The 25,677-nt window shown below is 61.6% G+C and carries 17 protein-coding genes; 13 read left to right on the forward strand and 4 right to left on the reverse strand.

Annotated features, from left to right (window positions below):
* Window positions 1-176 precede the first annotated feature (176 nt).
* From AC1Q80_RS27560 to AC1Q80_RS27610, 11 genes are all read left to right on the forward strand, one after another.
* Window positions 177-836 carry a calcium-binding protein gene (locus AC1Q80_RS27560; RefSeq protein WP_173422070.1) on the forward strand — a complete coding sequence of 220 codons (660 nt, stop codon included), beginning with the start codon at window positions 177-179 and terminating at the stop codon, window positions 834-836.
* A gap of 61 nt (window positions 837-897) precedes the next feature.
* Window positions 898-3,153: a glycosyltransferase family 2 protein gene (locus AC1Q80_RS27565; protein ID WP_492362500.1), complete on the forward strand. Its 2,256-nt coding sequence runs from the start codon at window positions 898-900 to the stop codon at window positions 3,151-3,153.
* Window positions 3,150-3,989, forward strand: coding sequence for a class I SAM-dependent methyltransferase (locus tag AC1Q80_RS27570; RefSeq protein WP_492362501.1), 840 nt, complete (start codon window positions 3,150-3,152; stop codon window positions 3,987-3,989). Before AC1Q80_RS27565 ends, AC1Q80_RS27570 begins: the two co-directional genes overlap by 4 nt.
* Window positions 3,986-5,239 (forward strand): glycosyltransferase family 4 protein, encoded by a 1,254-nt coding sequence (locus tag AC1Q80_RS27575; RefSeq protein ID WP_492362502.1) that lies wholly within the window; start codon window positions 3,986-3,988, stop codon window positions 5,237-5,239. The genes AC1Q80_RS27570 and AC1Q80_RS27575 overlap by 4 nt, the downstream gene beginning before the upstream one ends.
* 9 nt (window positions 5,240-5,248) lie before the next feature.
* The gene (locus AC1Q80_RS27580; protein ID WP_492362503.1) at window positions 5,249-5,977 is read left to right on the forward strand and encodes a hypothetical protein; all 729 of its coding nucleotides are present in this window, start codon (window positions 5,249-5,251) and stop codon (window positions 5,975-5,977) included.
* Window positions 5,974-8,220 (forward strand): hypothetical protein, encoded by a 2,247-nt coding sequence (locus tag AC1Q80_RS27585; RefSeq protein WP_492362504.1) that lies wholly within the window; start codon window positions 5,974-5,976, stop codon window positions 8,218-8,220. Before AC1Q80_RS27580 ends, AC1Q80_RS27585 begins: the two co-directional genes overlap by 4 nt.
* Window positions 8,217-9,530: a glycosyltransferase family 4 protein gene (locus AC1Q80_RS27590; RefSeq protein ID WP_492362505.1), complete on the forward strand. Its 1,314-nt coding sequence runs from the start codon at window positions 8,217-8,219 to the stop codon at window positions 9,528-9,530. Before AC1Q80_RS27585 ends, AC1Q80_RS27590 begins: the two co-directional genes overlap by 4 nt.
* Before the next feature lie 24 nt (window positions 9,531-9,554).
* A complete protein-coding gene (locus AC1Q80_RS27595) occupies window positions 9,555-10,742 on the forward strand; it encodes a polysaccharide pyruvyl transferase family protein (protein ID WP_492362506.1) in 1,188 nt (395 codons plus the stop codon).
* A gap of 17 nt (window positions 10,743-10,759) precedes the next feature.
* Window positions 10,760-11,662, forward strand: coding sequence for a UTP--glucose-1-phosphate uridylyltransferase (locus AC1Q80_RS27600; protein WP_492362507.1), 903 nt, complete (start codon window positions 10,760-10,762; stop codon window positions 11,660-11,662).
* 299 nt (window positions 11,663-11,961) lie between these two features.
* Window positions 11,962-13,518: an alkaline phosphatase family protein gene (locus AC1Q80_RS27605; RefSeq protein ID WP_492362508.1), complete on the forward strand. Its 1,557-nt coding sequence runs from the start codon at window positions 11,962-11,964 to the stop codon at window positions 13,516-13,518.
* A 771-nt stretch (window positions 13,519-14,289) separates the two neighbouring features.
* Complete coding sequence (locus AC1Q80_RS27610) at window positions 14,290-16,713, forward strand: GcvT family protein (RefSeq protein WP_492362509.1); 2,424 nt, start codon at window positions 14,290-14,292, stop codon at window positions 16,711-16,713.
* 688 nt (window positions 16,714-17,401) lie between these two features.
* On the opposite strand, the gene AC1Q80_RS27615 is transcribed toward AC1Q80_RS27610, so the two are convergent.
* Entirely contained in the window at window positions 17,402-19,852 is a 2,451-nt protein-coding gene (locus AC1Q80_RS27615; RefSeq protein WP_492362510.1) for a GcvT family protein, read from the reverse strand.
* An 88-nt stretch (window positions 19,853-19,940) separates the two neighbouring features.
* Window positions 19,941-20,741: a DeoR/GlpR family DNA-binding transcription regulator gene (locus tag AC1Q80_RS27620; protein ID WP_492362511.1), complete on the reverse strand. Its 801-nt coding sequence runs from the start codon at window positions 20,739-20,741 to the stop codon at window positions 19,941-19,943.
* A gap of 191 nt (window positions 20,742-20,932) precedes the next feature.
* Between AC1Q80_RS27620 and AC1Q80_RS27625 the strand changes: the two genes are divergently transcribed.
* On the forward strand, window positions 20,933-21,982 hold the full coding sequence (locus AC1Q80_RS27625) for a GlxA family transcriptional regulator (RefSeq protein ID WP_492362512.1): 1,050 nt from the start codon (window positions 20,933-20,935) through the stop codon (window positions 21,980-21,982).
* A 253-nt stretch (window positions 21,983-22,235) separates the two neighbouring features.
* Here the strand turns inward: AC1Q80_RS27625 and AC1Q80_RS27630 are convergent, their stop codons facing one another.
* Entirely contained in the window at window positions 22,236-23,246 is a 1,011-nt protein-coding gene (locus AC1Q80_RS27630; protein WP_492362513.1) for a 2-hydroxyacid dehydrogenase, read from the reverse strand.
* A gap of 34 nt (window positions 23,247-23,280) precedes the next feature.
* Entirely contained in the window at window positions 23,281-24,642 is a 1,362-nt protein-coding gene (gene pbfA / locus AC1Q80_RS27635; protein WP_492362514.1) for a (R)-1-hydroxy-2-aminoethylphosphonate ammonia-lyase, read from the reverse strand.
* 140 nt (window positions 24,643-24,782) lie between these two features.
* Between pbfA and AC1Q80_RS27640 the strand changes: the two genes are divergently transcribed.
* Window positions 24,783-25,673 (forward strand): LysR substrate-binding domain-containing protein, encoded by an 891-nt coding sequence (locus tag AC1Q80_RS27640; RefSeq protein ID WP_173422054.1) that lies wholly within the window; start codon window positions 24,783-24,785, stop codon window positions 25,671-25,673.
* Window positions 25,674-25,677: the final 4 nt, after the last annotated feature.

A 25,677-nucleotide genomic window follows, 5' to 3' on the forward strand; every position in this document is an offset into this window, starting at 1 on the left:
GTATATAATAATTCTGATGACAAATACCCATAAATAGTGACAATAACAACGCGAAGATTTCACGTTTCTGCCACAGAATCTCTGTTGATATATACTTTATGCCGATGCACACTCCCGGCGCATCAACATCGACCCGGTCGATGGACGTGCGATTTATCCACCAAGAGGAGAGGCAGATGGCCACACTAGAAGGCGGCGCATACGATGACGCGCTGTTCGGCTCTCGCTTCAACGATTTCATCCACGCCCGAGCGGGTGATGATTTCGTGAGCGGCGGCAACGGACATGACATCATTTTCGGTGACGAAGGTGACGACCAGCTATTCGGCGGCAACGGCAACGATTCGTTGTTTGGCGGCGAAGGCGACGACGTTCTCTATGGCGAGAACGGCAACGACATCCTGACCGGCGGATGGGGCGACGATCTCCTGTTCGGCGGTAACGGCAGCGACATTCTGCTCGGCGGCCAGGGCAACGACTTCCTGTCCGGCGGCAAAGGCAGCGACACGCTGTTCGGCGGTGATGGTAACGACGTCCTCAACGGCGGTGCTGGTGACGATCTCCTGGTCGGTGGAGCCGGCAACGACATCTTCGTCTTCGACGGCGGCGGCGGCAACGACGTCATCCTCGACTTCACACCCGGGGAAGATCTGCTGCAGATCTCGAAGGGCATCAACGGTCTCGACATCACCTCCCCTGACGACCTCGCTTCGCGCATCACCCAGGTCGGCGGCAATGTCATCATCGATCTCGGCCATGGCGATTCACTGACCCTGGTCAATGTCGACATCGACGACATTCACGCAAATCCCGAGAACTATTTCACGGTTCACTAAGCGTGGACAACGCGTGCCCTGCATTCCTCCCGCAGGGCGCGCACTCCAAGAGGGATCGAATTTGCCGTTCAGCGACATCAAACAGCCGAGTGCCGATTACCGGGGCGCAAAGACGTTCCGCCTGGGATCGGACCTGGCGGTTGTGATCTGGGATCTGCCGCCGGTATCGCCGACCTCGACACGGCCGGCGCTGACGATGGCAAAACCGCCCGTGCCGCTCGTCAGCGTGACACTCGCACTCGCCGACGGACAGCAGCGGACGCTGTGGGCGATGCGCACGACAAGGGTGTCGATGCCAGCCGTCATTGCCACCGAACGCGACGGTAACGTGGTTCCTGTCAGCATCGAACCGGCAAGCAACCTACCTCCCCTCGACATGGAGCAGCTGTTTCTGGAGCTCGCGCCGGATGCGCGCATCAGATTTCTCAACGTCTTGCTGACGACCTGGCGAAGCGCATTCAAAATTGCCGGAGATCCCTATTTCTGCCTGATCGTCGAGGACGCTCTCAACGCGTTGGCACCATTGCCTCGGCCGGCGCGCATAACCTGCGAACTTGGCCGTGGACGGTACCTGATCGAAACGACGATCAATGCGGAGTTTGACGACAAGCTTTCAATCTACGTCGTCGGCTCGGCAAGTGTCAGCCAGTTGCGACCCAAGGCCATCGTCCGGCGCCGCATGCGGGGAGCCTGGCAGACCTGCCACTTCATCGCCGAGATGCCGAGCCTCAGCCCACCTTTTCAGCTCGTGCTGCTCAGCAAGAACGGTGCCGCCATCAGGCAGCTTACGGAGCGTGAAGCGCAATGTCCGAGCCTGACGCGTTGGTGGGCAGACAATCGCGACGCGGTCGAACTGCGCGAATTGCTCGTTCAGCACCTCGCTACCTGGCCGAACGGCGGACCGGCCACCGCGATCGACCTGCAGATTCGCGCGCCCCTCAAAGAACGTCACGTTCAGAGAGCAGCACAACAGCCATCCGGGCAGGTCGATCTGGCACTCGCACTTTCCGACAGCCTGCTCGTCGGCGGCTGGTATCATGATCCCTCCTCCATGCTCGCTGGTATCGACTATCTGCAGGCGGACGGGAAAGCCGTGCCGCTAGACGGCAACATTTACGAATTCCCCGGATGGGCACAGACGCAGGCCGACAAGTCGAAAACTGATGTGACCGGCTTCGTCGCCCGCCTCCCCCTTGATCAGCCGCTCGGCCCTCTGCTGCAACCGCGCTTTCAGATGCGGTTCGCGTCAGGGGCGGTGAAGTCCCTCATCCCGCCGCCGCAGCCCTTCGAACCGGTGCTGCAGCGAAACCAGATCCTTCGCGCGGTCCCGCCGCAACATGCGATCGACGATGCCTTCCGCACCATCCTCGCGCCGGCGCTCCGGGAAGTAGAGCAGCGTCTCGGCAAGACAGTCGAGGTGAAGCGGACGAGAGACTACGGCCTGGCGCAACAAGCACCGCTCGTTTCCATCGTCATCCCGCTCTACAAGGTCCTCGATTTTCTCCGCTTCCAGCTGTCGGGCATGGCCACCGATCCCTGGTTGATGGCAAATGCCGAGCTCGTCTTCGTGCTCGATTCCCCGGAGATCCAGGACGAAACCGAGCATTTGCTCGGCGGGCTGCACCTGCTGCATGGCTTTCCCATGCGGCTCGTGGTGATGAACCGGAACGGCGGTTACGCGCGGGCCTGCAACACCGGCGCACGGATGGCGCGCGGCTCCCTGCTTGTCATGCTCAACTCCGATGTCGTTCCTTGCGAACCGGGCTGGGTGCAGACCCTGATAGAGCCGGTCATGAGCGGGGCATTCGGCGCCGTCGGACCCAGGCTAATCTTCGAAGACAGGTCGCTGCAGCATGCGGGCCTCTACTTCGGCCGCGACCAGCGCGGGATCTGGCTGAACCACCACTTTCACAAGGGCATGCCCAGCAACTACCTGCCGGCACAGCTAGCTAGAACCGTTCCGGGCGTTACGGGAGCCTGCCTCGTCACGTCGAGGGACATCTACGACAGCGTCGGCGGTTTCACCGAGGACTACATCATCGGCGACTATGAAGACAGCGACCTGTGCCTGAAGATCCGCCGGGCCGGCTTCGAGATCGGCTACGAACCGGCTGCGTGCCTCTATCACTTCGAGCGCCAATCGATCCGGCGCAGCCAAGACTACATGCGCGGGGTCGCGAGCCAGTACAACTCCTGGCTCCACACCCAGCGCTGGGACGACGACATCGCCGCGCTGATGGCGCGTGATGAGCGTCCGCCGAGTAATCCCGAGCCCGCATCCCCCGATGACCGCACACTTGAATGGACAAATGCATGATCGATGCCCTGCCGCGCGATGAAGTGGGCGCACCGTCGCCCTTTGACGATGCGCATCTGTCCTGGCTGACCGACAGCATCTCGCGCAACCGGTTCCTTCCGCAACCGGATGCCAACAGCATTTTCGTCGGCGACGGCGATTTCCGGGCAATCGGCGCCGAGTTTCTCGGACATTTTGTCCGAACGGGCGGCTTACGCCCCCATCATCGCGTCCTCGACATCGGCTGCGGCATCGGCCGCATGGCCGTGCCGCTCACCCAATATCTCGATGGCGACAGCGGGCGCTATGAAGGCCTCGACCCCGTGGAGGGTGGTATCCGCTGGTGCAGGTCGACAGTGACGCCGGCCTACCCGAACTTCGCCTTCCAACGCCTCGACATCGCCCATGAACTCTACAACCCCTCTGGGAAGATTAGAGGACGTGAGCTGAAACTGCCGTTTGCCGACGGACAGTTCGATTTCATCATCATGACATCGGTCGTCACACACCTGCCGGCAGAAGAGGTCATGGCCTATCTGGCCGAAATCTTCCGAGTGCTTGCATTGGGCGGCCGCTTGTTCATGACGGCCTTCATCGTCGACGACGCCGCCAGACAGAATGCCACGGGCCGACGCGATCCGCGCCTTGCGTTCGCGCGCGCCGGCCAGGGGCCTTGCTGGTTCGTGCCGGATCAACCGCCGCTGGCAGCGGTCGGCTTCGACGACGGATTTCTGGAGGACGCACTTGGTCGCACCGGCCTCTCGGTCGTGCTCAAATCCTTGGGCCACTGGCGTGCACCGGGCGGCACCCACTATCAGGACATTCTCGTGGGCGAGCGTCGACGGAGCCACGCATGAGCAAGCGTATTCTCGTGGTGGCTCACAATCATCCGGCGCTTCATCCGGGCGGCACGGAGGTCTTCGCGCATGATCTCTTCCGCGCCTATCAACGGGCAGGACACGAGGCGCTGTTCCTGGGGGCAGTCAACCAGGTTCACCGCGAGGCAAGGCCGGGCACGAGCTTCCAGGCCATCGGGCCGACAGGCGACGAAATCCTGCTTTGGGCCGGCCATTTCGATCGCTTCTTCATGAGTCAGATCGATCTCTACGGTTTCGTGCCTGATCTCACCGAATTGCTGCGCGAGTTCCAACCGGATGTAGTGCATCTCCACCACATCCTGCTGATGGGCGCCGAGTTTCCGCATATCGTGCGCAGGACGCTGCCGGCGTGCAAGATCGTCATGACCCTGCATGACTACTATCCCATCTGCCACCACGATGGCCTGATGGTGCGCACCGACAAGCGCGAACTCTGCCATGCCTCGGGCCCGGACCGCTGCCACGCCTGTTTCAAGGACATCAAGCCCGATCGTTTTGCCCTGCGCGAACAACACCTCAAGGCGCTCCTGAGCACGATTGATACTTTTGTCGCACCAAGCGAGTTCCTGAAGCGGCGATATGTCGAATGGGGAATTGCCGAAAGCCGTATCGCGGTCATCACCAACGGACTGCCGGCGCGAGCATTCGAGACCAGCAAGGACAAACCCAAGGGTGGCCGCCCCACCTTCGGCTACTTCGGCAACCTCAACCCCTGGAAGGGCACCAAAGTGCTGTTGGAAGCGGCGCGCCAGCTGATCGTTGATGGCGTCGACTTCGAGCTCCGCGTCCATGGCGGCGCTCCGTTTCAGGCCCCTGAATTCATCGCCGACATCGAGCGTCTGTTTTCCGAAACGGCGCCTCAGGTGCAGCGACGCGGACCCTACCGGCGGGAGGATGTCGCTGCCCTTATCGGCGCCGTCGACTGCACCATCGTGCCGTCAATCTGGTGGGAAAATGCGCCGCTGGTGATCCAGGAAGCCCAGGCACAAGGCCGACCGGTGATCGCAAGCAATATCGGCGGAATGGCCGAGCTTGTCAGGAACGGTGTCAACGGCCTGACTGTTGCTCCCGACGATCCGCGCCAGCTCGCGGCTGCCATGCGGCAGATCATCGAAAAGCCGACGCTACTCCGTCAACTGTCGGGCAGAGCCATTCGGCCTGACGACATCGACACGACCGCTTCGCGCTACCTCGCTCTTTTCAATCTCCAGCAGGTTCAGGCCGCATAAAGAGGATCCATGGCTGAAGTCGCAGAAAAACTCGATACGCCCCCTGAGAGCGATGGCGCCAAACCCGTCAACGGTCGGGTCGATGCCATCGATGGCGGACGCCTGTTTGGCTGGGCGTTCGACCCTGTTGCCCCGGGGCAAAGGCTCAAGGTGCGCGTCCTTCTCGATGGCGCACCAGTCGCCGAAGCAATTGCCGACCGCAATCGCCCGGATCTCAGGCGAAACGGGATCGGTGACGGCAAGCACGCTTTCGAGATCGCTCTGCCGGAGGCGGTGCAAAAGCGCAGCCGCGATCTCGTCGTCATGGCGATCACGGGCGACGGGGCGGGCCAGCCTCTGCGCGTGCCGCAACCGGATGAGCAAGCAGCAGAAGCCCTGATCGCCGCACCTTTGACCCGTGTGCTCGACAAGCTGGACGTGCTGATGGCCGCCCAGCGGCAGCTGCAGGTTTCTCAACGTTCACTGCAGCGCATTCCGTCTGTCGGTGCGGATGCGGCGCAGGCTGACGGCACGGACGATCCGAACGGTGGCATCGATGGCTTTCGTACCGAGATGATCCGGCGGCTTGATGATCTGGACGTGCACCTGCTGCGGATGGATGGCGTTGTGGCGGGCATGGAGAAGACACTTACGGGCCTGCAGAAGCGGGCGGGCAGTGACACCAAACCGCTTGTGATGCTCCTCTTCGTTCTCGTGGGATTTGCCGCCGGCGCACTGCTGACTTTGCTGGCGAGATGATGATGCGACAGGCAACGGCAATCGACGAAAAAGTCTATGGTGCCACCGCTGGCCCGACTGCGGCCAAGGCTCCGCGCTTCGGCAAGGGTCGAGCCATTTCCTGTCGGATTGATCAGGAAACCGTGCTGGTCCTTGGCAGCGGCCGCCCGAGGGGTCAGGCGGTTTCGGTCAAGGCTGATGGCGCAACATCCTCGCAGGACGACGCCTTTGTGACAAACTGGGCCCTGTCGGCGCCGTCGCCTTCGGCAACACACGGCTTCGCGGCGCTTCTGACGCTGTCGCAAACCGACGTGCCAATCTCGATGATCGACGTTGACGACGGCCGCACGCGTGAGCGTTTCATCGTAGCCCCAAAACAAATCTCGATTGACGAGGTGGCAACCCTTGTTGCGCAGACGGCTGCAGCAGAGACCGCCGCGGTCATCGGTCGCCTCGCCGATCAGCTCATGGCACAGCCATCGAACCGCGGCAGGATTTCTGCCGGACTTTCGCTGATAAGGGCGCAGCAGCCATCCGACGGCTACATCGAACTGGTTGGCGAGACCCATGACGGCGTCATCGTCATCATGGGCTGGAGCCGCGCGTTCGTTCCCGGACGTTTCCAAGCCTATCTTCTTGCCGGCGCGGTGATAGTTGCGGATTGTTTCGTCGCCAGTTTTGCCCGGCCTGACATACCGGAGGGCGAACTGGGCTTCATCGCCGTTCTGGAGACGGGCGGAAGGGTGCGCGCTGACACGCTCAAGGGCATCATATACAACGCTGGTGGCGGTTGGCACCTGACACCGGCCCATTCCCGCTTACAGGTCAGCGCGGCTCTCGACACCCCGGACCATATCCGTTCCGTTCTGCTCGATGCCCGGGCCACGCCGGAAGCCATGCTGCGCTTGCGGTCGGCGGCAAACGGCTTTACCGGCAAGGACACGGTATCTAGCCTCCCCTTCCCGGTTCGCATGGATGTTGATCGGGTTTTCGAGACCGATGACGGCGACATGCTGATTTCCGGCTGGATGCTCGACCCGGAACACCACGTGACTGCAGTCAAGCTCCGCCGGCCCAGCACGGAGGCCAGGCTCGACGACATGTGGACGCGGCTCGATCGGATCGACGTTTCGCAAAGCTTTGCCGATCAACCCGCGTTCCGGGCGTCGCTCGACAGCGACGATCAGGCTCACGGGTTCGTCGCCCATGCCAGACTGCCTGGTGGCAAACTCGACGCAGCGCCATTTCTAGAGCTCACCTTGCGAGAAGGGCGCCGCGCCTTTCTGCCCCTGATGCCGAAGCGGATGCCCGCCCGAACAGCCGCACTCCAGCAGTTGTCTCTGTTCGATGCGGCCAACTGGGCGCTGCCGGCGATCGTCGATCACCAGATCGTTCCGCTGCTTTCCAACGCCGCCTGTGCCGCGCCGCGCATGGAAGCGATTGTCGACGTCGGGGTGTTCGATGAGAAATCCGGCGTCCCAATAATCGTCGGCTCTACCGTCGGCATGCCGGAAGTCGGTCCGTTGCTTGCGTTGTTCGCGCTCGATCCGCAGACGCGTTGCGCTCCACTCGTAATCGCCGTCAGCAAGTCCGCCTTCCAAAGGGATCTCGCCCGGTTGCGACAGCTGGTACGGTTTTACGGGCTTTCGGTCCGCATCGTCTGTGCCGCCGGTGCGCTGGATCGCTTCGATCTCCTGTCGGTTGGGGCAGAAGAGGTTTCAAGCGAGACGATCATAACGATGTCCGGGTCACTCGTGCCGGCGGCCAAGGGCTGGTACGGCGCATTGACGGCGGCGGGATCGGACCACGTTGGAAGCGTGATCTCGCCAATGCTCGCCTATGATGATCATTCGGTGAAATGGGCCGGAAGCTGGCTTTCCGAGGGTGGCGATCAAATGCTGCTCGATCGTTATGCCGGTTATCCGCTGATGGCGATTGCGGCACTGCAATTGACGCGGGTCGACGTCGCGTCGCTTGAATGCTGCATCATGCCGCGTGCGGTCCTGAAGGACGTGATGCGCGATTGCGGCGTTTATCTCGGCTCAAAACAGAAGGCCCGCGAGATCGGCCTGAGGATCAACAAGGCAGGCATTGCCTCCTGGCTGCTGCCGTCGATCCAGATGCTCGGCTGCGACGAACCGCTGTCGGGAGAGCAGAACGGCAAGCTTGCGGTGCTCGCCGAACGCATCGATGCGGAAATACTTAAGTCGCGGTGGCGCAACGGCCGCGAGAGCCACCAACTCTTTGACAGGATTTCTGCATGAAGGGGCCAAAGCTTCGCGTCCTGGTGATTTCGCACGCGCATCCCTCGTTCTCGCTCGGTGGAGCGGAGGTCGCGTCGCACAACCTGCATCGCAGCCTGAACGCGATGGAAGATGTCGAATCGGTATATCTCGCGGCGGCTTCCCCTCCACTTCAACGCCACGCGTCATCGGCGCTCATGAGTGCACGACTGCCGCAGGAAGAGGTGTTGTTCCACACGGATGCCTATGACCATTTCCACCTGGCGAATGAGGACGTCGAGGCGATCGAACGCGATCTCCTGCGGTTCGTGCGGGACGTCAAACCGGATGTGGTTCATTTCCATCACGTTCTGGGGTTCGGTCTGGAAGCGCTCTATGCGGTACGGTCGGCTCTGCCGGACGCCGCAGTGCTTCTCACGCTTCACGAATTCGTGCCGATTTGCCACAACCATGGTCAGATGGTGAAGCGACCGACAGGCCAGCTCTGCGAGCAGGCTTCGCCCGCAGCCTGCAACAGTTGTTTTCCGGATATTCCGGCATCAAGGTTTCTCAGGCGCGAAGCGCTGGTGCGCACCATGCTCCTCGACATGGTCGATGCATTCGTTTCGCCAAGCACCTTTCTCGCCAAGCGCTATGCCGAGTGGGGTATCGATCGGCAACGCATTCGTGTCATCGAAAATGGGATCATGGGCAAGGAGGCGGCCCCCGCTCGCGACGTTCCGCGAACGGACGCGCGTCGCAATCGGTTCGCGTTCTTCGGTCAGATGACGCCGTTCAAGGGCGTCGATGTGCTGATCGATGCCGTCGGTCGAGTGCCGGACGAAATATGGGGTGACGACGCCTATCTGATGATCTTCGGTGCCAATCTCGAGCGCCAGCCGGTCGAATTCCAGGAGCGGATGAAGACGCTGATCGAGCGCGCCGGTCGCCGCGTCCGCTTCTACGGCAGCTACCAGAATGCGGATCTGCCAAAGCTCATGCGCTCCGTGGATTGGGTGATCTTTCCGTCGATCTGGTGGGAGAATTCGCCGGTCGTCATCCAGGAAGCGCTGCTGCACCGCCGCCCGATCATCTGCTCGGACATTGGCGGCATGGCCGAAAAAGTCCGCGACGGCTCCGATGGCCTGCATTTTCGCGCCGGCAACGGCCAGCACCTTGCGGATCGGATGGTCGAAGTCCTGAACGACGACACGGTTTGGGACCGTTTGCGCAGCACAATGCGGTCGCCCTTCAGCGCCGAGGAATGTGCGCGAGAACACCTTGACGTCTATCGCAGCCTGCTCAGCGAAAGAAACAGTGCCGCACATCGCGTCGAGATGCGCGTCTCATGACAATTCCAGTGACGGAATAAGCTTTTGGCACGCATATTGGTCATGATCCCCGCCGGCGAGGTCTACGCGCATGACAGCGTTCGCTGGTACAACCATCAAGACATCCGGTCTCACATCAACACCTATCACAATATGGGCGATGCGTTCGTTTTCGACTCGTCGCTGAAGCTGCTGCGTTTCGAAAAACTCGGTGTTCTGGAGATATCGGAGTTCAAACCACGCGAGATCGCCCGTCTTCGGGAGGAATACGATTACGTGTTCCTGCGGGGATCGAACTACATTCACGATGCTATGAACTGGGAGGCGGCAGCGACGGTCCTGAAGGCGCTCGGCCTGCCCGTCATTGGCTTCGGTATAGGCGCACAGGCGCCGGTGGACGGAAAAATCAGGATCTCCGACGAGACCCGCGCTGTGCTGCAGCTGATGTCCGAATCAACAACCACAGTCGGAGTGCGTGGAGCCTATTCGGCCGACGTTCTCTGGAGCCTTGGCATCCGCAACGTGCGGATCGTCGGCTGCCCCACCGCCTTCCGGCGGAACGATCCGGAATTGCGCATCACGCTGCCGCCGCTGGAACAGGTCCGCAACGTCGGTGTCACTGTCAGGCGTGAAGTCTCCGGCGCCTACGCCAAGGACATCGAACGCTATCTCACCTTCCACCGTGATCTGGTGAAAGCGATCGCCGGACGCTTCCAGACGGTGCTTTTGGCGCAAGGCGAAGTCGAGGAGAAGAAGCTCGTTCTGGGGGACGAGGCGCAACGCGCAGAGGCCATCACCGCGCTCAGGGCCGATCATTGGACATCGTCGTGGTACCTCGATGAGGCGATGCTGGATCTCTACCGGAATAGGCTGTTCTATTCGGATGTGGTCGCCGATTATGAACAGCTGATCCGCGGCCAGGATCTGGTGCTCGGCTATCGCCTGCACGGCAATCTGATGGCATTGGTGAACGGCGTCCCGTCGATCTACTGCACCTATGACAGCCGGACGGCCGAATTCTCAGACACATTCAAGATCCCCAGTTTCGACATCTTCGGGCAGACGACGTTCTGCCTCGAGGACTATTGGGACCAGGGCCTATTCGACCGGTACAACCGCGCCTGGTTCCACACCTACGGCGAAATGTGCCGGTTCCTCACCGAAAATGGTGTCGCGCACAAGATGCACGACATCCTCGAAACCCCACAGGCGAAAATCTCCCGAGTTGCTTGAAGCGAAGAGGCGTGAACATGCAAAACGCAAAGATCCCGAACAAAGTGCGCAAGGCGATCATCCCGGCTGCCGGATTCGGCACCCGAATGCTGCCGGCGACGAAATGCGTTCCCAAGGAACTGCTACCGATCGTCGACCGCCCCATCCTCGACTACATCGTCAGCGAGGCGTTTGCCGCAGGAATCGAACACGTGATCATTGTCACCGGTCGCATGAAAGGTGCAATCGAAGACTACTTCGATCACGCTTTCGAGGTTGACGCCACCCTTCGCAAGGCCGGCAAAAACCCGCTTGCCGACCAGTTGGCGACGGCGACGCCCGATGCCGGAAGCATCTCTTTCGTTCGCCAGCAACAGGCCCGTGGCCTTGGACACGCCGTCTGGACTGCGCGTCACATCGTCGGCGACGAACCTTTCGCGGTTCTGTTGCCTGACATGTTGATGGTCGATCACGAGCCTTGCCTCAAATCCATGACGGATCTTTACCAGCGGCACGGTGGCAATGTGGTGGCCGTAGAACGGTGCCTGCCGGAAGAGGCCCACAAGTTCGGCATCGTTTCCCTGAGGCAGACGATGGGGGGCGCGCTGGTCGACGGCCTCGTGGAAAAGCCTGCCCCGGGCACGGCGCCGAGCAACCTGTTCATTTCCGGCCGCTACATCCTGCAGCCCGAGATTTTCTCGATCCTTGAGAACCAGACGCCGGGTGCTGGCGGCGAGGTCCAACTGACCGACGCCATGATCACGCTGATGGCAAATCAGGAGATCCGTGCGTTCGAATTCGCCGGCCGTACTTTCGATTGCGGAAATCCGACCGGCTTCGTCACGGCCAATCTGCATATGGCGATGACGCGCACCGACATTGCTGCGGGGATATACGGCGAGATGCATGCGATCATGTCTCCCGCGCGCGCTATAGCTTGATTTCAACACATATTGGCAGTTGGCGAATTAGCGGACATTTCGCCAGCCGCCGCGTGCCTAGGCCACGGGACACAGACAGAAGTGTTCATGGCACATTTGCAGGAACGAGGCTGAACCCAACCCTTCACCTGAAAGGCGATGTAGAGGCTGTCATCGGCGACGTGGACCCGAACGTCGTCGGCCTCTGCTTGCTGCCGTCAGGTGGCTAACACTCAGCATGTAACATTGGGTATGAAGACGCTTGTATACTAGGATGAATCTGGCTTAGCTGACCCCGATTCAATTTCCAGGGAGTGAGCGTGGCAAACAAGAGTGGACGGCCAAACATTCTTCTTATTACGTGCGATCAATGGCGTGGCGACAGCCTCTCCGCAGTTGGTCATCCCGTCGTAAAAACGCCCAATGCCGACGCGTTAGGCCGAGAGGGCGTGCTGTTCCAGCGCCACTATGCAGGTACCGCGCCCTGCTCACCGGCGCGCGCCTGCCTCTACACCGGCCTCTACCAGATGAACAATCGGGTCTGCCGCAACGGCACGCCGCTCGACGACCGCCACGATAACATTGCCCGCGCTGCCCGCAGGGCCGGCTACGACCCAACGCTCTTCGGGTATACTGATGTTGCACCCGACCCGCGCAACCATGCGCCCGCCGACCCGTTTCTGCGCAGCTATGAGGGAGTTCTGCCCGGTTTCACCACCCGCCAGCTTTTGCCCGAGCATCAGAAGGCCTGGCTGTCCTGGCTTGCGGCCCGCGGCATCGATTCCAGCGCCGGCTTCCCCGCCGTCCATCGACCAACTGCTTCAGATGCCCCGGAGGTCAGCAACGCCGTTCCCGCCTATTCCACGGACGAGACGCCTACGGCTTTCCTTGTCGGCGAATTCCTGCGCTGGCTGGGTGAGCAGGACGAAGGCGAGCCTTGGTTTGCCCACGTCTCGTTCCTCAGTCCACATCCGCCATTCATCGTACCCGAGCCGTTCAACACGATGTACGACCCGGCAGAAGGGCCAGGCTATCATCGCGCTTCCACGGTCGACGCGGAAAAGGCACATCACCCCTTCCTCGCCTATCATCTCGAGCACCACCAGAACAAGTCGGGCTTCATCCCTGGTGCTGCCGGCAAGGTCGCCGACTGGACCGAGGACGAGTTTCGCAGGATCCGTGCGCTCTACTACGGCATGATATCGGAGGTCGATGCTCAGCTAGGTCGCATGTGGAAAGGCATAAAGGACAAAGGCGTCTGGGACGATACCATCATCATCCTCACGTCAGACCACGCGGAGATGATGGGCGACCACTTCATGCTCGGAAAGGGCGGATGGTTCGATGGCAGCTACCACATCCCCCTCATCATCAGGGCGCCTGGGTGTGCGCAGGCTGCTGGCACGAAAGTCGATCGCTTCACCAGTGCGGTGGACATTATGCCAACCTTGCTCGACCTTATCGGCGGCAAGGCTCTGCCGCATCTCGACGGCCAGTCGCTGAAGCCCTTCCTCGATAACGCAGTACCCGATACCTGGCGCGACGCCGCATTCTGGGAATACGACTTCCGCTCGATCGCCAAGGGGACAGCCGAGGCCCATTTCGGTCTGGGCTCACGTGCCCTCAACCTGTCCGTCGTCCGCACCGAGACGGTTAAATACGTGCACTTCGGTGCCGGCCTGCCGCCATTGCTCTACGATCTCGCCAATGATCCGGGCGAAACGCGCAACCTCGCCGACGACCCGGCCTGGCTGTCTGTTCGGCTCGAATGCGCAGAGCGGCTGCTAGCCTGGCGCGCGCGGCATCTGGACCAGTCGCTGGCCCTGTCGGAACTGACAGAGGCCGGCGCAGTGGGCCATCTAGCCCGCCTGCCCTGATCGCCGGCGATCAAGCGTCTCGCCACGTCCGCATGGCGCGATCTCCGCCAGCTTCTCCGCGAACTGGAATGCGATCGGGTGCCTCATTTGCAATGAAGGCGCGAAGTCCAGCGTGTTGCGTTAACTCTCGATGACTTGCGAGATTTCTCGACGCGCTTGCCCCGCATTCACGTCGCGACGGTAGACGCCTACGGCCGAAACCAGCCGTCGCGGAGCGGCCTTAAACCGACGGCTTGCGGCAAAGGGCATCCGGTCGTGTTCAAGATTGAGGCTGTTGGTCCCGTTCCGAGAAGGGGCAACAGGCAGGAGAGTAGCTCAGGGTCATATCTGGTGTGTTCGCCGCGCCCGCCAAGCGGAGTGCACATTCAAGTTTTTGAAAGAATTCATGAAAAGACAACGATAAGGCAAGGACCATTAGATTTTCTTGCGCTGACCCAAAGGTATTCGCGTTTGCGCGGCTGACCTGCTGACCTGTAACCTCAAATCCAGTCGGCCGAGATTTCGTCGAAGGTGCATCACGGACTCGCCTTGAGCTGCCAGTAGAGGATCTGCGGCTCCTGCATGGTCCGCCCCCCCCACGACATCTCCGGCCATTGCCAGGAGGCGCTCCGAAGTCCGGCGGCAAGGACACGTTTGGTGGCCATTGTTCCCGCGGGCTTTCACGAGGTTTCGTCTTCCACCCTGACGAATGAGCGTTGCGTCGGCAGGAGCCGTCTCAACGAGCAGACGAGCAATCTTTCGTTGTCTTAAGCTCCATCCAAAAGGCGGAATATGTCTAGCAAAGTTCCCTCGCACGCCCGCATCGTCATCGTCGGCGGAGGCGCCATCGGTACCAGCATCGCCTATCATCTCGCCAAGGCCGGAGAGAAAGATGTGGTGGTCCTGGAAAAGACCGCGTTGACCGCAGGCTCGACCTGGCATGCAGCCGGACTGATGGGGCAGTTGCGAAGCAAGGTGAATCTTACCCGCCTGATGCAGTACAGCGCCGATCTCTGCGCCCGGATCGGTGCGGATACGGGACAGGACGTCGGCTGGAAGAACGTTGGCAGCCTCCGGTTGGCCGCGTCCGATGCCCGCTGGGAGGAATTGAAGCGCGCCCACACCGCCGCGAAAAGTTACGGCTTCGACATGGAACTGGTCGGTCCGGACGAGATCCGGCGACTGTTTCCGCTTGTTGACGTCAAAGGGCTGCGCGGTGCTACCTGGATTGCCTCGGACGGCCACGTCGACCCCTATTCGTTGACCCATGCGTATGCGAAGGGTGCCCGGGCAGGCGGCGTGCGCATCGTTGAGGGCGTTACCGTAACCGGGTTTACCATTGACGATCGCCGCATCACGACCGTGAAGACCACTGAAGGTGACATTGGCTGCGAGGTCGTGGTCAATGCCGCCGGCCTGTGGGCACGTCAGCTCGGTGAACTCGCGGGCATCGACCTGCCGATCACCGTGGTCGAGCACGAATACTTCGTGACCGAGAAATCACCGCTGGTACCGGACGACCTGCCCACGCTTCGCGACCCCGATGCCAATTTCTACGTCAAGCCGGAGCCGGGCGCTATGGTGATCGGCGGTTGGGAGAAAGAAACGCGCGCCGCCTACGGCCTGGGCAAGTTGCCGATGAGCTTCGGCCAGGAACTGTTCGCCGATGATCTCGAGCGCATCGCCGAGGTGATCGAAGGCGCATCGAACCGTATTCCGATCTTGAACGAGCTCGGCGTGCGCTCGGTCGTTAACGGTCCCATACCGATTTCGGCCGATGGAGAGCCGGTGATGGGCCTTGCGGGCGACTTCGAGAACTTCTTCGTTGCCTGCGGCTTCACGTCCGGGATTGCGGCCTCGGGCGGTGCCGGGCGTGCCATGGCAAACTGGATTCTGGAGGGCGACCCGGGCATGGACCTCTGGGCATTCGACCTGCGCCGCTTCGGCAACCCGCACGGCGGGCTCGCCTACCTGCGCGACAGTGCCATCGAGGCCTACTCGAAATACTACGCCGTCGCCTGGCCGGAAGAGGAACGTTCGGCTTGCCGACCGTTGCGCCGGTCGCCGCTTTACGAGGCCCTGACGGCGAAAGGGGCGGTCAACGGCGTGAAGTTCGGCTGGGAACGCCCCAATTACTTCCTGAAATCCGGCGAGCCAAAACCGCCGCTCGAAACCTTTGAGCGCGCGCCCTATGCCGAGGTCATCGGTCGGGAGCATCGGGCGGTGCGCGAGGGCGTGGCGCTGGTCGACCAATCGTCCTTCTCCAAGTTCGAGGTCTCAGGGCCAGGTGCTCTTCATTACCTGCAATGGCTGGCAGCCGCCAACGTCGATCGCAGCGAAAACGCGGTGATCTACACGCAGCTCCTCAACAAGCGCGGCGGAATCGAAGCCGACCTTACGATCATGCGCCGCCGCGAGGATCGGTTCCATGTGGTAACCGGCTCGGCCTTCGGCACGCGCGATGGCGGCTGGATCCGCCGACACATGCCGCGCGACGGCTCTGTTCACGTACAGGATGTAACCGGCGCCTATGGTGTCATCAACGTTTGCGGCCCGTTGTCGCGCGATGTCCTTGCCAAAGCGAGTGAAGACGACGTCGGTAACCACGCCTTCCCCTACATGACGTGTCGCGACATCCGCATCGGCTGGGCTCCGGTCATGGCCGCACGCGTCACCTATGTCGGCGAACTCGGGTGGGAGCTCCATGTGCCGACCGAATACATGGCATACGTCTACGAACTGTTGAAGGCCGCAGGCGCCGAGTTCGGCATAGCCGACGTCGGCTACAAGGCAATCTCCAGCCTGCGCATGGAAAAACGCTACCTCTATTGGGGCGCCGACATCACTCCCGACGACACACCCTTGGAGGCGGGGCTGGGCTTTGCGGTGTCCATGAAGAAGGGCAACTTCCAGGGCCGCGATGCGATCGTCGCACAGAAGGAGACCGGTATCGCACGCAAACTTGCCTGCTTCCGGCTCGATGAGCCTCTGCCGGTCTATGGCGGCGAAGCAATGTCGGTGGACGGCCGCATCGTTGGTATGACCACTAGCGGCGATTTCGGACACACCGTCGGCGCTTCGCTCGTATTCGGATATCTGAAGGGCGAGGACATGGCGCTCAGTGAAATCGAAGTGGAAGCATTTGGCCGCCTCAGCAGGGCGACGGCCGTCGAACGCTGCGCCTATGATCCTTCCGGTGAGCGCATCCGCCTGTAGATGCGACACGAGCGGGCCGGCGCCACAAATTGCAACATTTCCCTGCGCGGGGCGGGCATGCCGCCACATTGGCGGCATGTCCCATTCGCTACATTCGTGGGCACTCGCGCCGCGCCGCCACGACGAAATTTTGAAGCACCTCGCCACGGACGCTCGGTGAGTATCACGGAGCATTTGATTTTTTCGACGTGTCTCGCGAAACCGTTCGCCGTCACATGAAATACCTGGCGGAGCGCGGCCAACTCGGCTTCGTCCTGGGTAGTGCCCTCTATTTCAGACGAAGGAACTGGCCCTCACAGCGGGCAGCCAAAAGAATATGTCCGTCAACGAGGCGTTCGGGCGGACGGCGGCCGCGCTTGTCGAAGAAGGCATGGTGGTGTTCCTCGGTACCCGAACAACGGCGATTGTAGTGGCGCGTGCGACCACCGGTCGGAAAAACCTGACAATCAGCATCACGGGTCGGACGATCGCGTATGGCGGCGACCGCTGCCCGGCGCCACACCAGGCGCCGGGATGTTGAATCTGTAACGAAGGCTGCCTTAGCCGATGATCAGGGTCATGCCGAGCGCGGCGACGATACCAACGGGTACTTTCGGGTTGGACAAGACGTCGTTCCTGGCTCGGCACATTTAGTGGCGCGGCAGCCGCCGCTCGACGCTTTCGTCGACGGTGCGCGTCGCGCTTCGCCCTACACCTTCACCCTCAGACCTTTCGGGTCATAGGCGGGGGAAAGATGCACCGTTGCAGCGAAGCTGTCACCGGCCAATTCAACTTCGAAACGGCCGGTTTCCAGGAACGCCCGGTCGACGCCTGCGGGATTGTCGACGAGAGCGAGGGCAACGGAGCGGCCGAGCGTATGGGCGTAGGCGGCCGACCGGACTTCCCCTATCGGCTGTCCGTCACGCAGGATCAATTCGCCGCCCCAAAGCATCGGCAAGGGATCGTCCACGGTGAATTGCACGATGCGCTTGGAAGATGTGCCCTTCGTCTTCGCCGCCACGAGCGCTTCACGGCCGATGAAACCATCAGGCTTATCGAGCGACACGGCAAAGCCGAGACCGGCCTCATAAGGTGTGATATCCGGCGTCAGCTCACGGCTCCAGGCGCGATAACCTTTTTCCAGCCGAAGCGCCTCCAGCGCATAATAGCCGCAATCGGTCAGCCCGAAATCGCGCCCGACATCATGCAGCGCCTCGTAGACACCGACGGCGAACTCCGTCGGGACGATCAACTCCCAGCCGAGTTCGCCGACATAGGTCATGCGGTTGGCGTAGGCCGTGGCGTAGCCGATATCGATTTCGCGGATCGTGGCGAAGGGGAAGCCTTCGTTGGAAAGATCGGCAGAGGTAAGACGGGTAAGAATATCGCGGGACTTAGGCCCCATCAACGCCAGGACTGAATAGGCCGAGGTAACGTCGGTGAGCGACACATGGGCGTCTGCCGGCAGGTTCTTGCGAATCCAATCCGCGTCGTGCACCGCTTGCGCCGAACCGGTGACGAGAAGAAAGCGGTCGGTCGCAAGACGCATGACCGTCAGATCGCTCTCGTAGCCGCCGCGATCGTTCAGGAGCCCGGTATAGATCGACCGGCCGATGGCAACGTCGATATCGGCGGCGCAAATGCGATTGAGGGTGACTGCGGCATCCCGGCCTTGGATGAGAAGCTTGGCGAAGGACGTCTGATCGAAGATGCCAACCGCCTCGCGCGTCGCCTTCATCTCGCGCTTGACCGCTTCGTGCCAATTCTGCCGGCCGAAGGCATAGTCCGTGACCGGCTTTTCTCCCTCGGTCGCAAACCAGTTGGCGCGCTCCCAGCCCATCTTCGAACCGAAGCAGGCGCCCCTGGCCGCAAGCCGGTCATAGAGCGGCGAGCGGCGGAAGGGCCGCGCCGTGTCCAGCTCGCGGTTGGGCCAGGGCATGGCATAGTGCAGCCCCAGCGTCTCCTTGACGCGGTCATGCAGCCAGCGCGGATTGTTGTTGAAGGTTGCGAAGCGGCGGATATCCACCGGCCACAGATCCATGGTCGGCGCACCGTTGACGATCCATTCGGCAAGCGCCCGACCGGCGCCCCCGGCACTGGCAATGCCCATCGAGTTGAAGCCGGCGCCGACGTAGAAATTCTTCAGCTCTGGCGCCTCGCCGAGCATGAAGTTGTTGTCCGGCGTAAAGCTTTCAGGACCGTTGTAAAACTTCTTCACCTCTGCTGTCGCCAGCTGCGGCACGCGCTGCAGGGCGCTGTGCATCAGGATTTCGAACTGGTCCCAGTCGTCGGGCAGCAAGGCGAATTCAAAATCGTCGGGAATGCCCTTCATGCCCCACGGTTTCGCCTCCGGCTCGAAACCGCCCATGACCAGCCCCCCGACCTCTTCCTTGAAGTAGATATAGCCGTCGGGATCGCGCATCACCGGCAGATCCGGATGCACGCCTTCGATCCTGCCGGTAACGATATACATGTGTTCGGCCGAATGCAGCGGCACCGACACGCCGCACATCAGCCCGACCTTGCGCGCCCACTGGCCGGCGCAGTTGACGACGATCTCGGCCGAGATCGTTCCCTGGTCGGTTTCGACGCCGGTCACGACCCCATCGGCAACAGAAATCCCGGTGACGCGGACGCGCTCTATGATCCGAGCGCCGCGGTTGCGCGCGCCCTTTGCCAGTGACTGCGTGAGATCGGTTGGGTTGGCCTTGCCGTCGCCGGGCAACCAGACGGCACCCGCCAGATCGTCGATCGCCATCACCGGCCAGAGATCCTGGGCCTCCTTCGGCGAGATCACCTCGATGGCAACGCCCTGGGCGCGCGCAGACGCGGCGGTGCGCTTCAGCACCGTCATGCGGTCGGCAGACCTCGCCACCGAAACGGAACCACAGTTCTTCCAACCGGTGGCGAGCCCGGTTTCGGCCTCCAGTTCGCTATAGAGCTGCGTCGAATATTTGATCAGGCTCGTCATGTTCGCATGGCTACGCAGCTGGCCGACGAGGCCGGCCGCGTGCCAGGTGGTGCCGCCGCTCAATTGCCCCTGCTCCAAGAGTACGACGTCCGTCCAGCCGAGCTTGGTCAGGTGATAGGCGACCGAACAGCCGATAATACCGCCACCGACGATGACGACCTGTGCATGCGTTGGAAAATTCTGAGCCATGAAACGACCTCCCGATGCCATGGAAGGCCACACCATAACAACAGAGGCGCAAAGAACAAGACAGAATGTTACAAAAAATTACATCACGTCACTCTGCGACGATCACGATCGGCCCCTTGCGCTTCAGCGCCTCGCAGATCGCCTCCGGTGGGCGCCGATCGACGATCACTCCGGCTGCGAGCTCGAATCTTGGAATCCGCAACGGAGTCAGCCGGCCGAACTTCGAGCTGTCGAGCACGAAATAGGCCTTGCCCGCCGTCGCCGTCATGCGGGAGCGCTGCTCCGCGCCGTTGCGGGTAAAGTCCGTCACTTCGCCATCAGGAGACAATCCGCCGCCACCGAGGAACGCCACATCCACTCGGAAGTGGCTGATTGCCTCCAGTGCATCAATGCCGACGGCCGCCTCTTCCGCCGGGTCGATCTCGCCTCCGAGCATATGCACCCGCACCTGCGGCTGACGACACATCTGCAGCGCGATTGACAGCGAAGTTGTACAAATCGTTAGGTCTTTCCGGTCCGCCAGTGCATGTGCCACGGCGAGCGTGGTGGTGCCAGAGTCGAGAAATACCACCATGCCGTCGCGCACGAGCGCAGCCGCGGCCCGGCCGATTGATGCCTTAGCCGATGCGTTCTCACCTCGCCTTTCGGTGAAGGCAGCTTCGGTCGACTCAAACAACGTCGCCCCGCCATGAACAAGATCCAACTGGCCGCGCTCGGCCAAATGTTTCAGGTCACGCCGGATCGTCTGCCGCGACACATCGAAATGGTCGGCAAGCTCAGTAATGCTGACAGTGCCATCGGAGACCAGCCGGCGGAGGATCTCGCCATGGCGGCGGGGAGCGAGGGCGCGAGCGCTTTGACTATCTGACATGTTGTTATCTGCGATCATTTTTGGCGTTTTGACAAGATGTGCCTCCCACGGCGAGTCGTCGCCTGATTGAGTTGTGTTTTGCACAGTGAGGCCGACGACATCGCCCGGTCACGCGAAATTACGGGCCTGAAAGTCTATTTATGTTGCATAATGTAACTATTATTTGCATTATGTCCCGAGCGCTGATGAACTCAAAGGGAGGCAGAGCAGTGCAAAAGGCATGCACACAAGGCCGCCGGTTTACCTTCTACCTTCTCGACGGCTACAACCAGCACGCATTCAGCTCCGCGCTCGAGCCGCTGCGGCTCGCCAACGACGTGATGGGCAGGCCCTATTACAGCTGGCGTATGCTGACACGCGACGGCCAACCGGCGCGGTCAAGCTGCGGAATGCGCATGGCGGCCGATGGAGCGCTCACCTCGGAGCAGGACGGACTGCAGCAGCTAGATCGTCCACACATGACCGTTGTCTGCGGCGGCAGTGCTGTTCCTCCAGCGGATGGAAAGGCCGAAGGCTGGCTGCGCATGTCGCGGCGGGGCCGGATTCCCGTCGCCGGGCTCGCAGGCGGCCTCTACAGCCTTGCACGCGCCGGCCTGCTAGACGGGCGTCGCTGTGCCGTACATTGGGAACACTTTCCTGATTTCTCCGAGCGGTTCTTCGAAACGAAAGCCCGCCAGACGGCATTCGAGATCGACGGCGAACTCTATACCTGCGCCGGCGGCAATGCCCCCTTCGACATGTTCCTGCGCATCGTCGAAGACGACCTGGGCCGCGACGTGGCAAACCGCGTTTGCGAAGTGGCGCTGTCGGAGCACGTTCGCGGGGCTGGAGAACGCCAGCGGCTGCCGCTTCAGACCCGCGTCGGCATCGACAACCGTCTGCTGATCGACATCATCGAGCAGATGGAGGCAAACATAGCCGAACCGTTGAAACTTGCCGATATGACACCATCGACAGGCCTGTCGCGGCGCCAGGTCGAACGCCTGTTCAAGCGGGAGATGGGGCGCTCCCCCAAACGCTACTATCTCCAGATGCGGTTGGAGCGCGCGCACCTGTTTCTCGTCAATTCGTCGCTTGCGGTCTTCGAGATCGCTGTGGCTTGTGGATTTTCCTCGGCGTCGCATTTCTCCCGGACCTACAGGGAGACCTACGGCTGTACGCCGCAGCACACGCGCACGGCAGAACTGGAGCGCCGACGCCGCACCCTTGCGGGCGGCGAGGAGAGACGAATGATCTTGGAGGAGCGTCGTGTCGCCTAGGTCATTTTCAAGAATAGTGCGCAACGGCTTTCAGTCGGGAATGCGTAAAAAATGGAGAAAATGAGTGTTGCGTCGCGCAACTCCGGAGCGTCGGTGTTGATCGCATAAGACGCCCGCGCTCTGTCCGGGCATCCGCCACACCATTGTTCGACAGAGCAGGACCCGCGAGAAGGTTGAAGGCTTTCCCGCTATGCATCATGCGCCTCACCGTTACAGCGATTGCAATGCCCTGCCGAATAGCTGGGAAATTGCCTCAAACGAACAGGACGTTGCGCTCCTGTGCACGCAGGCGTGGGTCGTGCGACCGGATTGTCACAGGCCGGCTATCCAGGAGCTCGAAGCAACGGGCCAGCGTCTCCTCCGAAAGCCGCTGCATCGCCTCGCTGGTGAAGAAGGCCAGGTGCGGAAAGAGGATAATGTCGGGGCGTCCGAAGAGTGCGCTGAGGGGATGCCCTTCCTTCGCCAGAGGTTCCTGACCGTAGACGTCCAGCGCGACGCCTTGGAGACGACCTGCGAGCACCGCTTCGACCAGCGCCGCCTCGTCGATGAGTGCCCCACGCGAAACGTTGACCAGAACCGCCGTCGATTTCATGCAGGCAAGCTCCGCCCTGCCGATCAGATGGCGCGTCGATGCGTTCAAAACGGTGTGCAGCGAAACGAAATCGCTCTGCCGCAGCATCGCGTGAAGATCGTCGACCTTCTCGATTCCGCATCCTGCCATCACCGACGCGTCAACATGCGGGTCGTAGCCGAGAATGCGCGCCCGGAAACCGGCTCCCGCCATGCGCGCCATGCTGCGGCCGATCCTTCCGGTTCCAACCAACCCGACTGTCGCGCCCGCGATGTCGCGTCCCAGCCAGCGCCGTTCCGGCCAGATCCAGCCGTCGCGCTCCATGGCTCGGCCGACCTCCGGCAGGCGCCGGGCAAGCGCGATCATGAATGCAAAGGCCGCTTCAGCAACGGTCTCCTCAGCGTAGTCCGGCACGTTGACGACAGGTATGCCTCGCGCCATGGCAGCCGATATATCAATTGCGTCGATACCGACGCCATATTTGACAATACCCCTCAGGCGCTTTGACTGCGCGATAATGCCGGCAGTGATCGGCGTGTAGCACGTCAGCAGCAGATCGGCATCCGCCGCCTCGCGCATCAGCGTGTCCTGCGAAACGCCATCGGGCAAGGTGACGAGCTCAACACCACGCGCGCGCAGTCCCGCGTCGATTTCCCGACATTCGAGTTCCTGGTCCGTTCGAATGGCTTTCATGGCAATGCTCCTGATTTGTCCACTACCGGTTCGGTCAGCCCGCCAGGATCGACTGCTCGACAATCGTCAGAGCCCGGTCGAGCTCCTGGCGCGTGATCACCAGCGGTGGCGAGAGCGTCATGACATTGCCCCCGCTGATCTTCAGGCTCAACCCCGCCTCCAGGCAGCGATAATAGGCGCGTTCCGCAAGCGCATTGTCGGGCGCAAAGTCTGCGCGGTCGCGAACGATCTCGACACCGAAGAGCAGGCCGCGGCCGCGGACATCGCCAATAGCCTCGCAGCGTTCGCCGAATGCGCTGAGCCGCTCCATCGCATACCCCCCAAGTTCGACCGCCCTCTCCGCAAGTCCCTCCTCGATGATGATCGAAATGGTGGTCAGCGCCGCGCGTGTCGTCACCGGGTTCTTCTCATGCGTGTAATGGCCGATCGCATAGTCACCCGCCACGTCGAGATCGCGCCGGGCGACTACGCCGGCGATCGGCAGGATGCCGCCGCCGAGTGCCTTACCGAGTACGAGTATATCGGGGACGACGTCGTCGTGCTCGCAGGCGAAAAAGCGCCCGGTCTTGCCGAGGCCCGTGGGAATTTCATCGAAAATCAGCAAGGTTCCGTGCCGATCACAAGCCTCGCGTACCTGTTTCCAGAAGCCGGGCGCCGGCGGATTGGGCGTTGCCCGCATGGGCTCGGCGACCAGCGCGGCAAAATCGCCTTCGCGGGCCAGCACGTAGGAGACCATGCTGGCGCAGGCGCGGGCAGAACTTTCGAGCGTGTCCTGGCCATAGGCGCAATGACGGTTGGCCCAGGGCGCGACGTGTTCGGCGCCCGGCAACAGCGGTCCGGCGATCCCAGAGCGAAAGGTGGCCTCGCCGCCGACGCTCGATGCGCCGAAACCGGCACCGTGGAAGGCGTCCCAGAAGGACAGTGTTTTGAAGCGGCCCGTGGCAGCGCGCGCAAGTCGCAGCGCGACCTCGATCGCATCTGAACCGCCCGTGGTAAACAGCACTTTGCCGAGATCGCCAGGCGCCAGTCGACCCAGTGTTTCTGCAAGCTCGACGGCGGGTTCGCAGGTGAAACGTCGCGGTGCGAAACACAAGTCGTCGATCTGGGCCTTGATCGCCTGTTTCAGGCGGGGATGCCCGTAACCGATATGGTGGACGCTGTTGCCGTGGAAGTCCATGTAGCGGCGGCCGGCGGTATCCTCGATCCAGATGCCCTCCGCTTTGGCGATAGCCGTCAGGCAGGGGCTGGAAAGGCTCTGGTGGAGAAACGCGTCTGCGTCCCGTGTCACCAGGGATGTCGTCCGCTCATCGCTTACCCGAGCGTTCCAGATCCCCCTTGCTACCGAGGTGTTGGCTTCGCCCTCCGTGTGAACCAATGCGGATGCTGTGGCGCTCATCTTCTCTCCGATCGACGTAACATCGTGCTGGGACGCGTAAACTATCGCATCTATCGGAAGCGGAACAAAATCGATATTATCTAACCGAATTAAGATTTTATCGATATAACGAATTCTCACGCCAACGGTCTTGTCCTATCATGCGCTATGTCCAGCTTCGGGCTTTCCATCACGTGGCTCTCACCGGCAGCTTTTCCATGGCGGCGCGCGCATTGCACCTCACGCAACCTGCGATCTCTGACCAGGTGCGCTGGCTGGAAGAGGAATATGACGTTGCCCTGTTTGTGCGAAAACGCCGGCAAATCGAGTTGACTCCCGCGGGCGCCCGGCTCCTTGTGACGACCCGCCGCCTCTTTGATGCCGAAGGCGAGGCGCTCGACGTCCTGCAGGAGGAACGATCGTTGCGGGCGGGCGTACTCAGGATTGCCGCCGATTCGGTCGATCATGTGCTCGACGTCCTTACCGTTTTCCGGGAGCGGTTTCCCGGTATCCAGATCAAGATCGTGGGCGGCAATTCTCACAGCATCGTGGAGGCACTGCTTGCCTATGACGTGGATATCGGCGTCCTCGGCGAACTGCTCGACGAGCGCCCGTTTGACGTTTTTCCGCTCAATGTTTCTCCCGTCGTTCTCTTCGCCGCGCGCTCTCATCCGCTTGCGACACGGGAGAGTGTCCCCCTCGAAGCGTTGAGCGCATGGCCTCTGGTCATGCGTGAGCAGGGTTCACGCACCAGGCAGATGTTCGAGAAGCTCGCTGAGGCACAAGGCGTGCCCCTGCGCTTTGCAATTGAGGCCGAAGGCCGCGAAGCCGTCCGGCGGATCGTTGCCGCCGGCGCGGGTCTTGGGATCGTTTCGGAGGCTGAATTCGACGACGATCCGCGGCTGGTAAAAATCGCGCTCGAACATCAACCCCTTTCGATGCATGAAAAGCTGATCTGCCTGAAGGATCGCCGCAACAGCAAGTCAATCCACGCGTTCTTCGCAACCGCTCGGTCTTTGACGCGCGAGGCAAGTGGCGGTCAATTTTCTTGAGGCC

Source organism: Ensifer sp. GW823-FHT05D09, assembly GCF_058795755.1.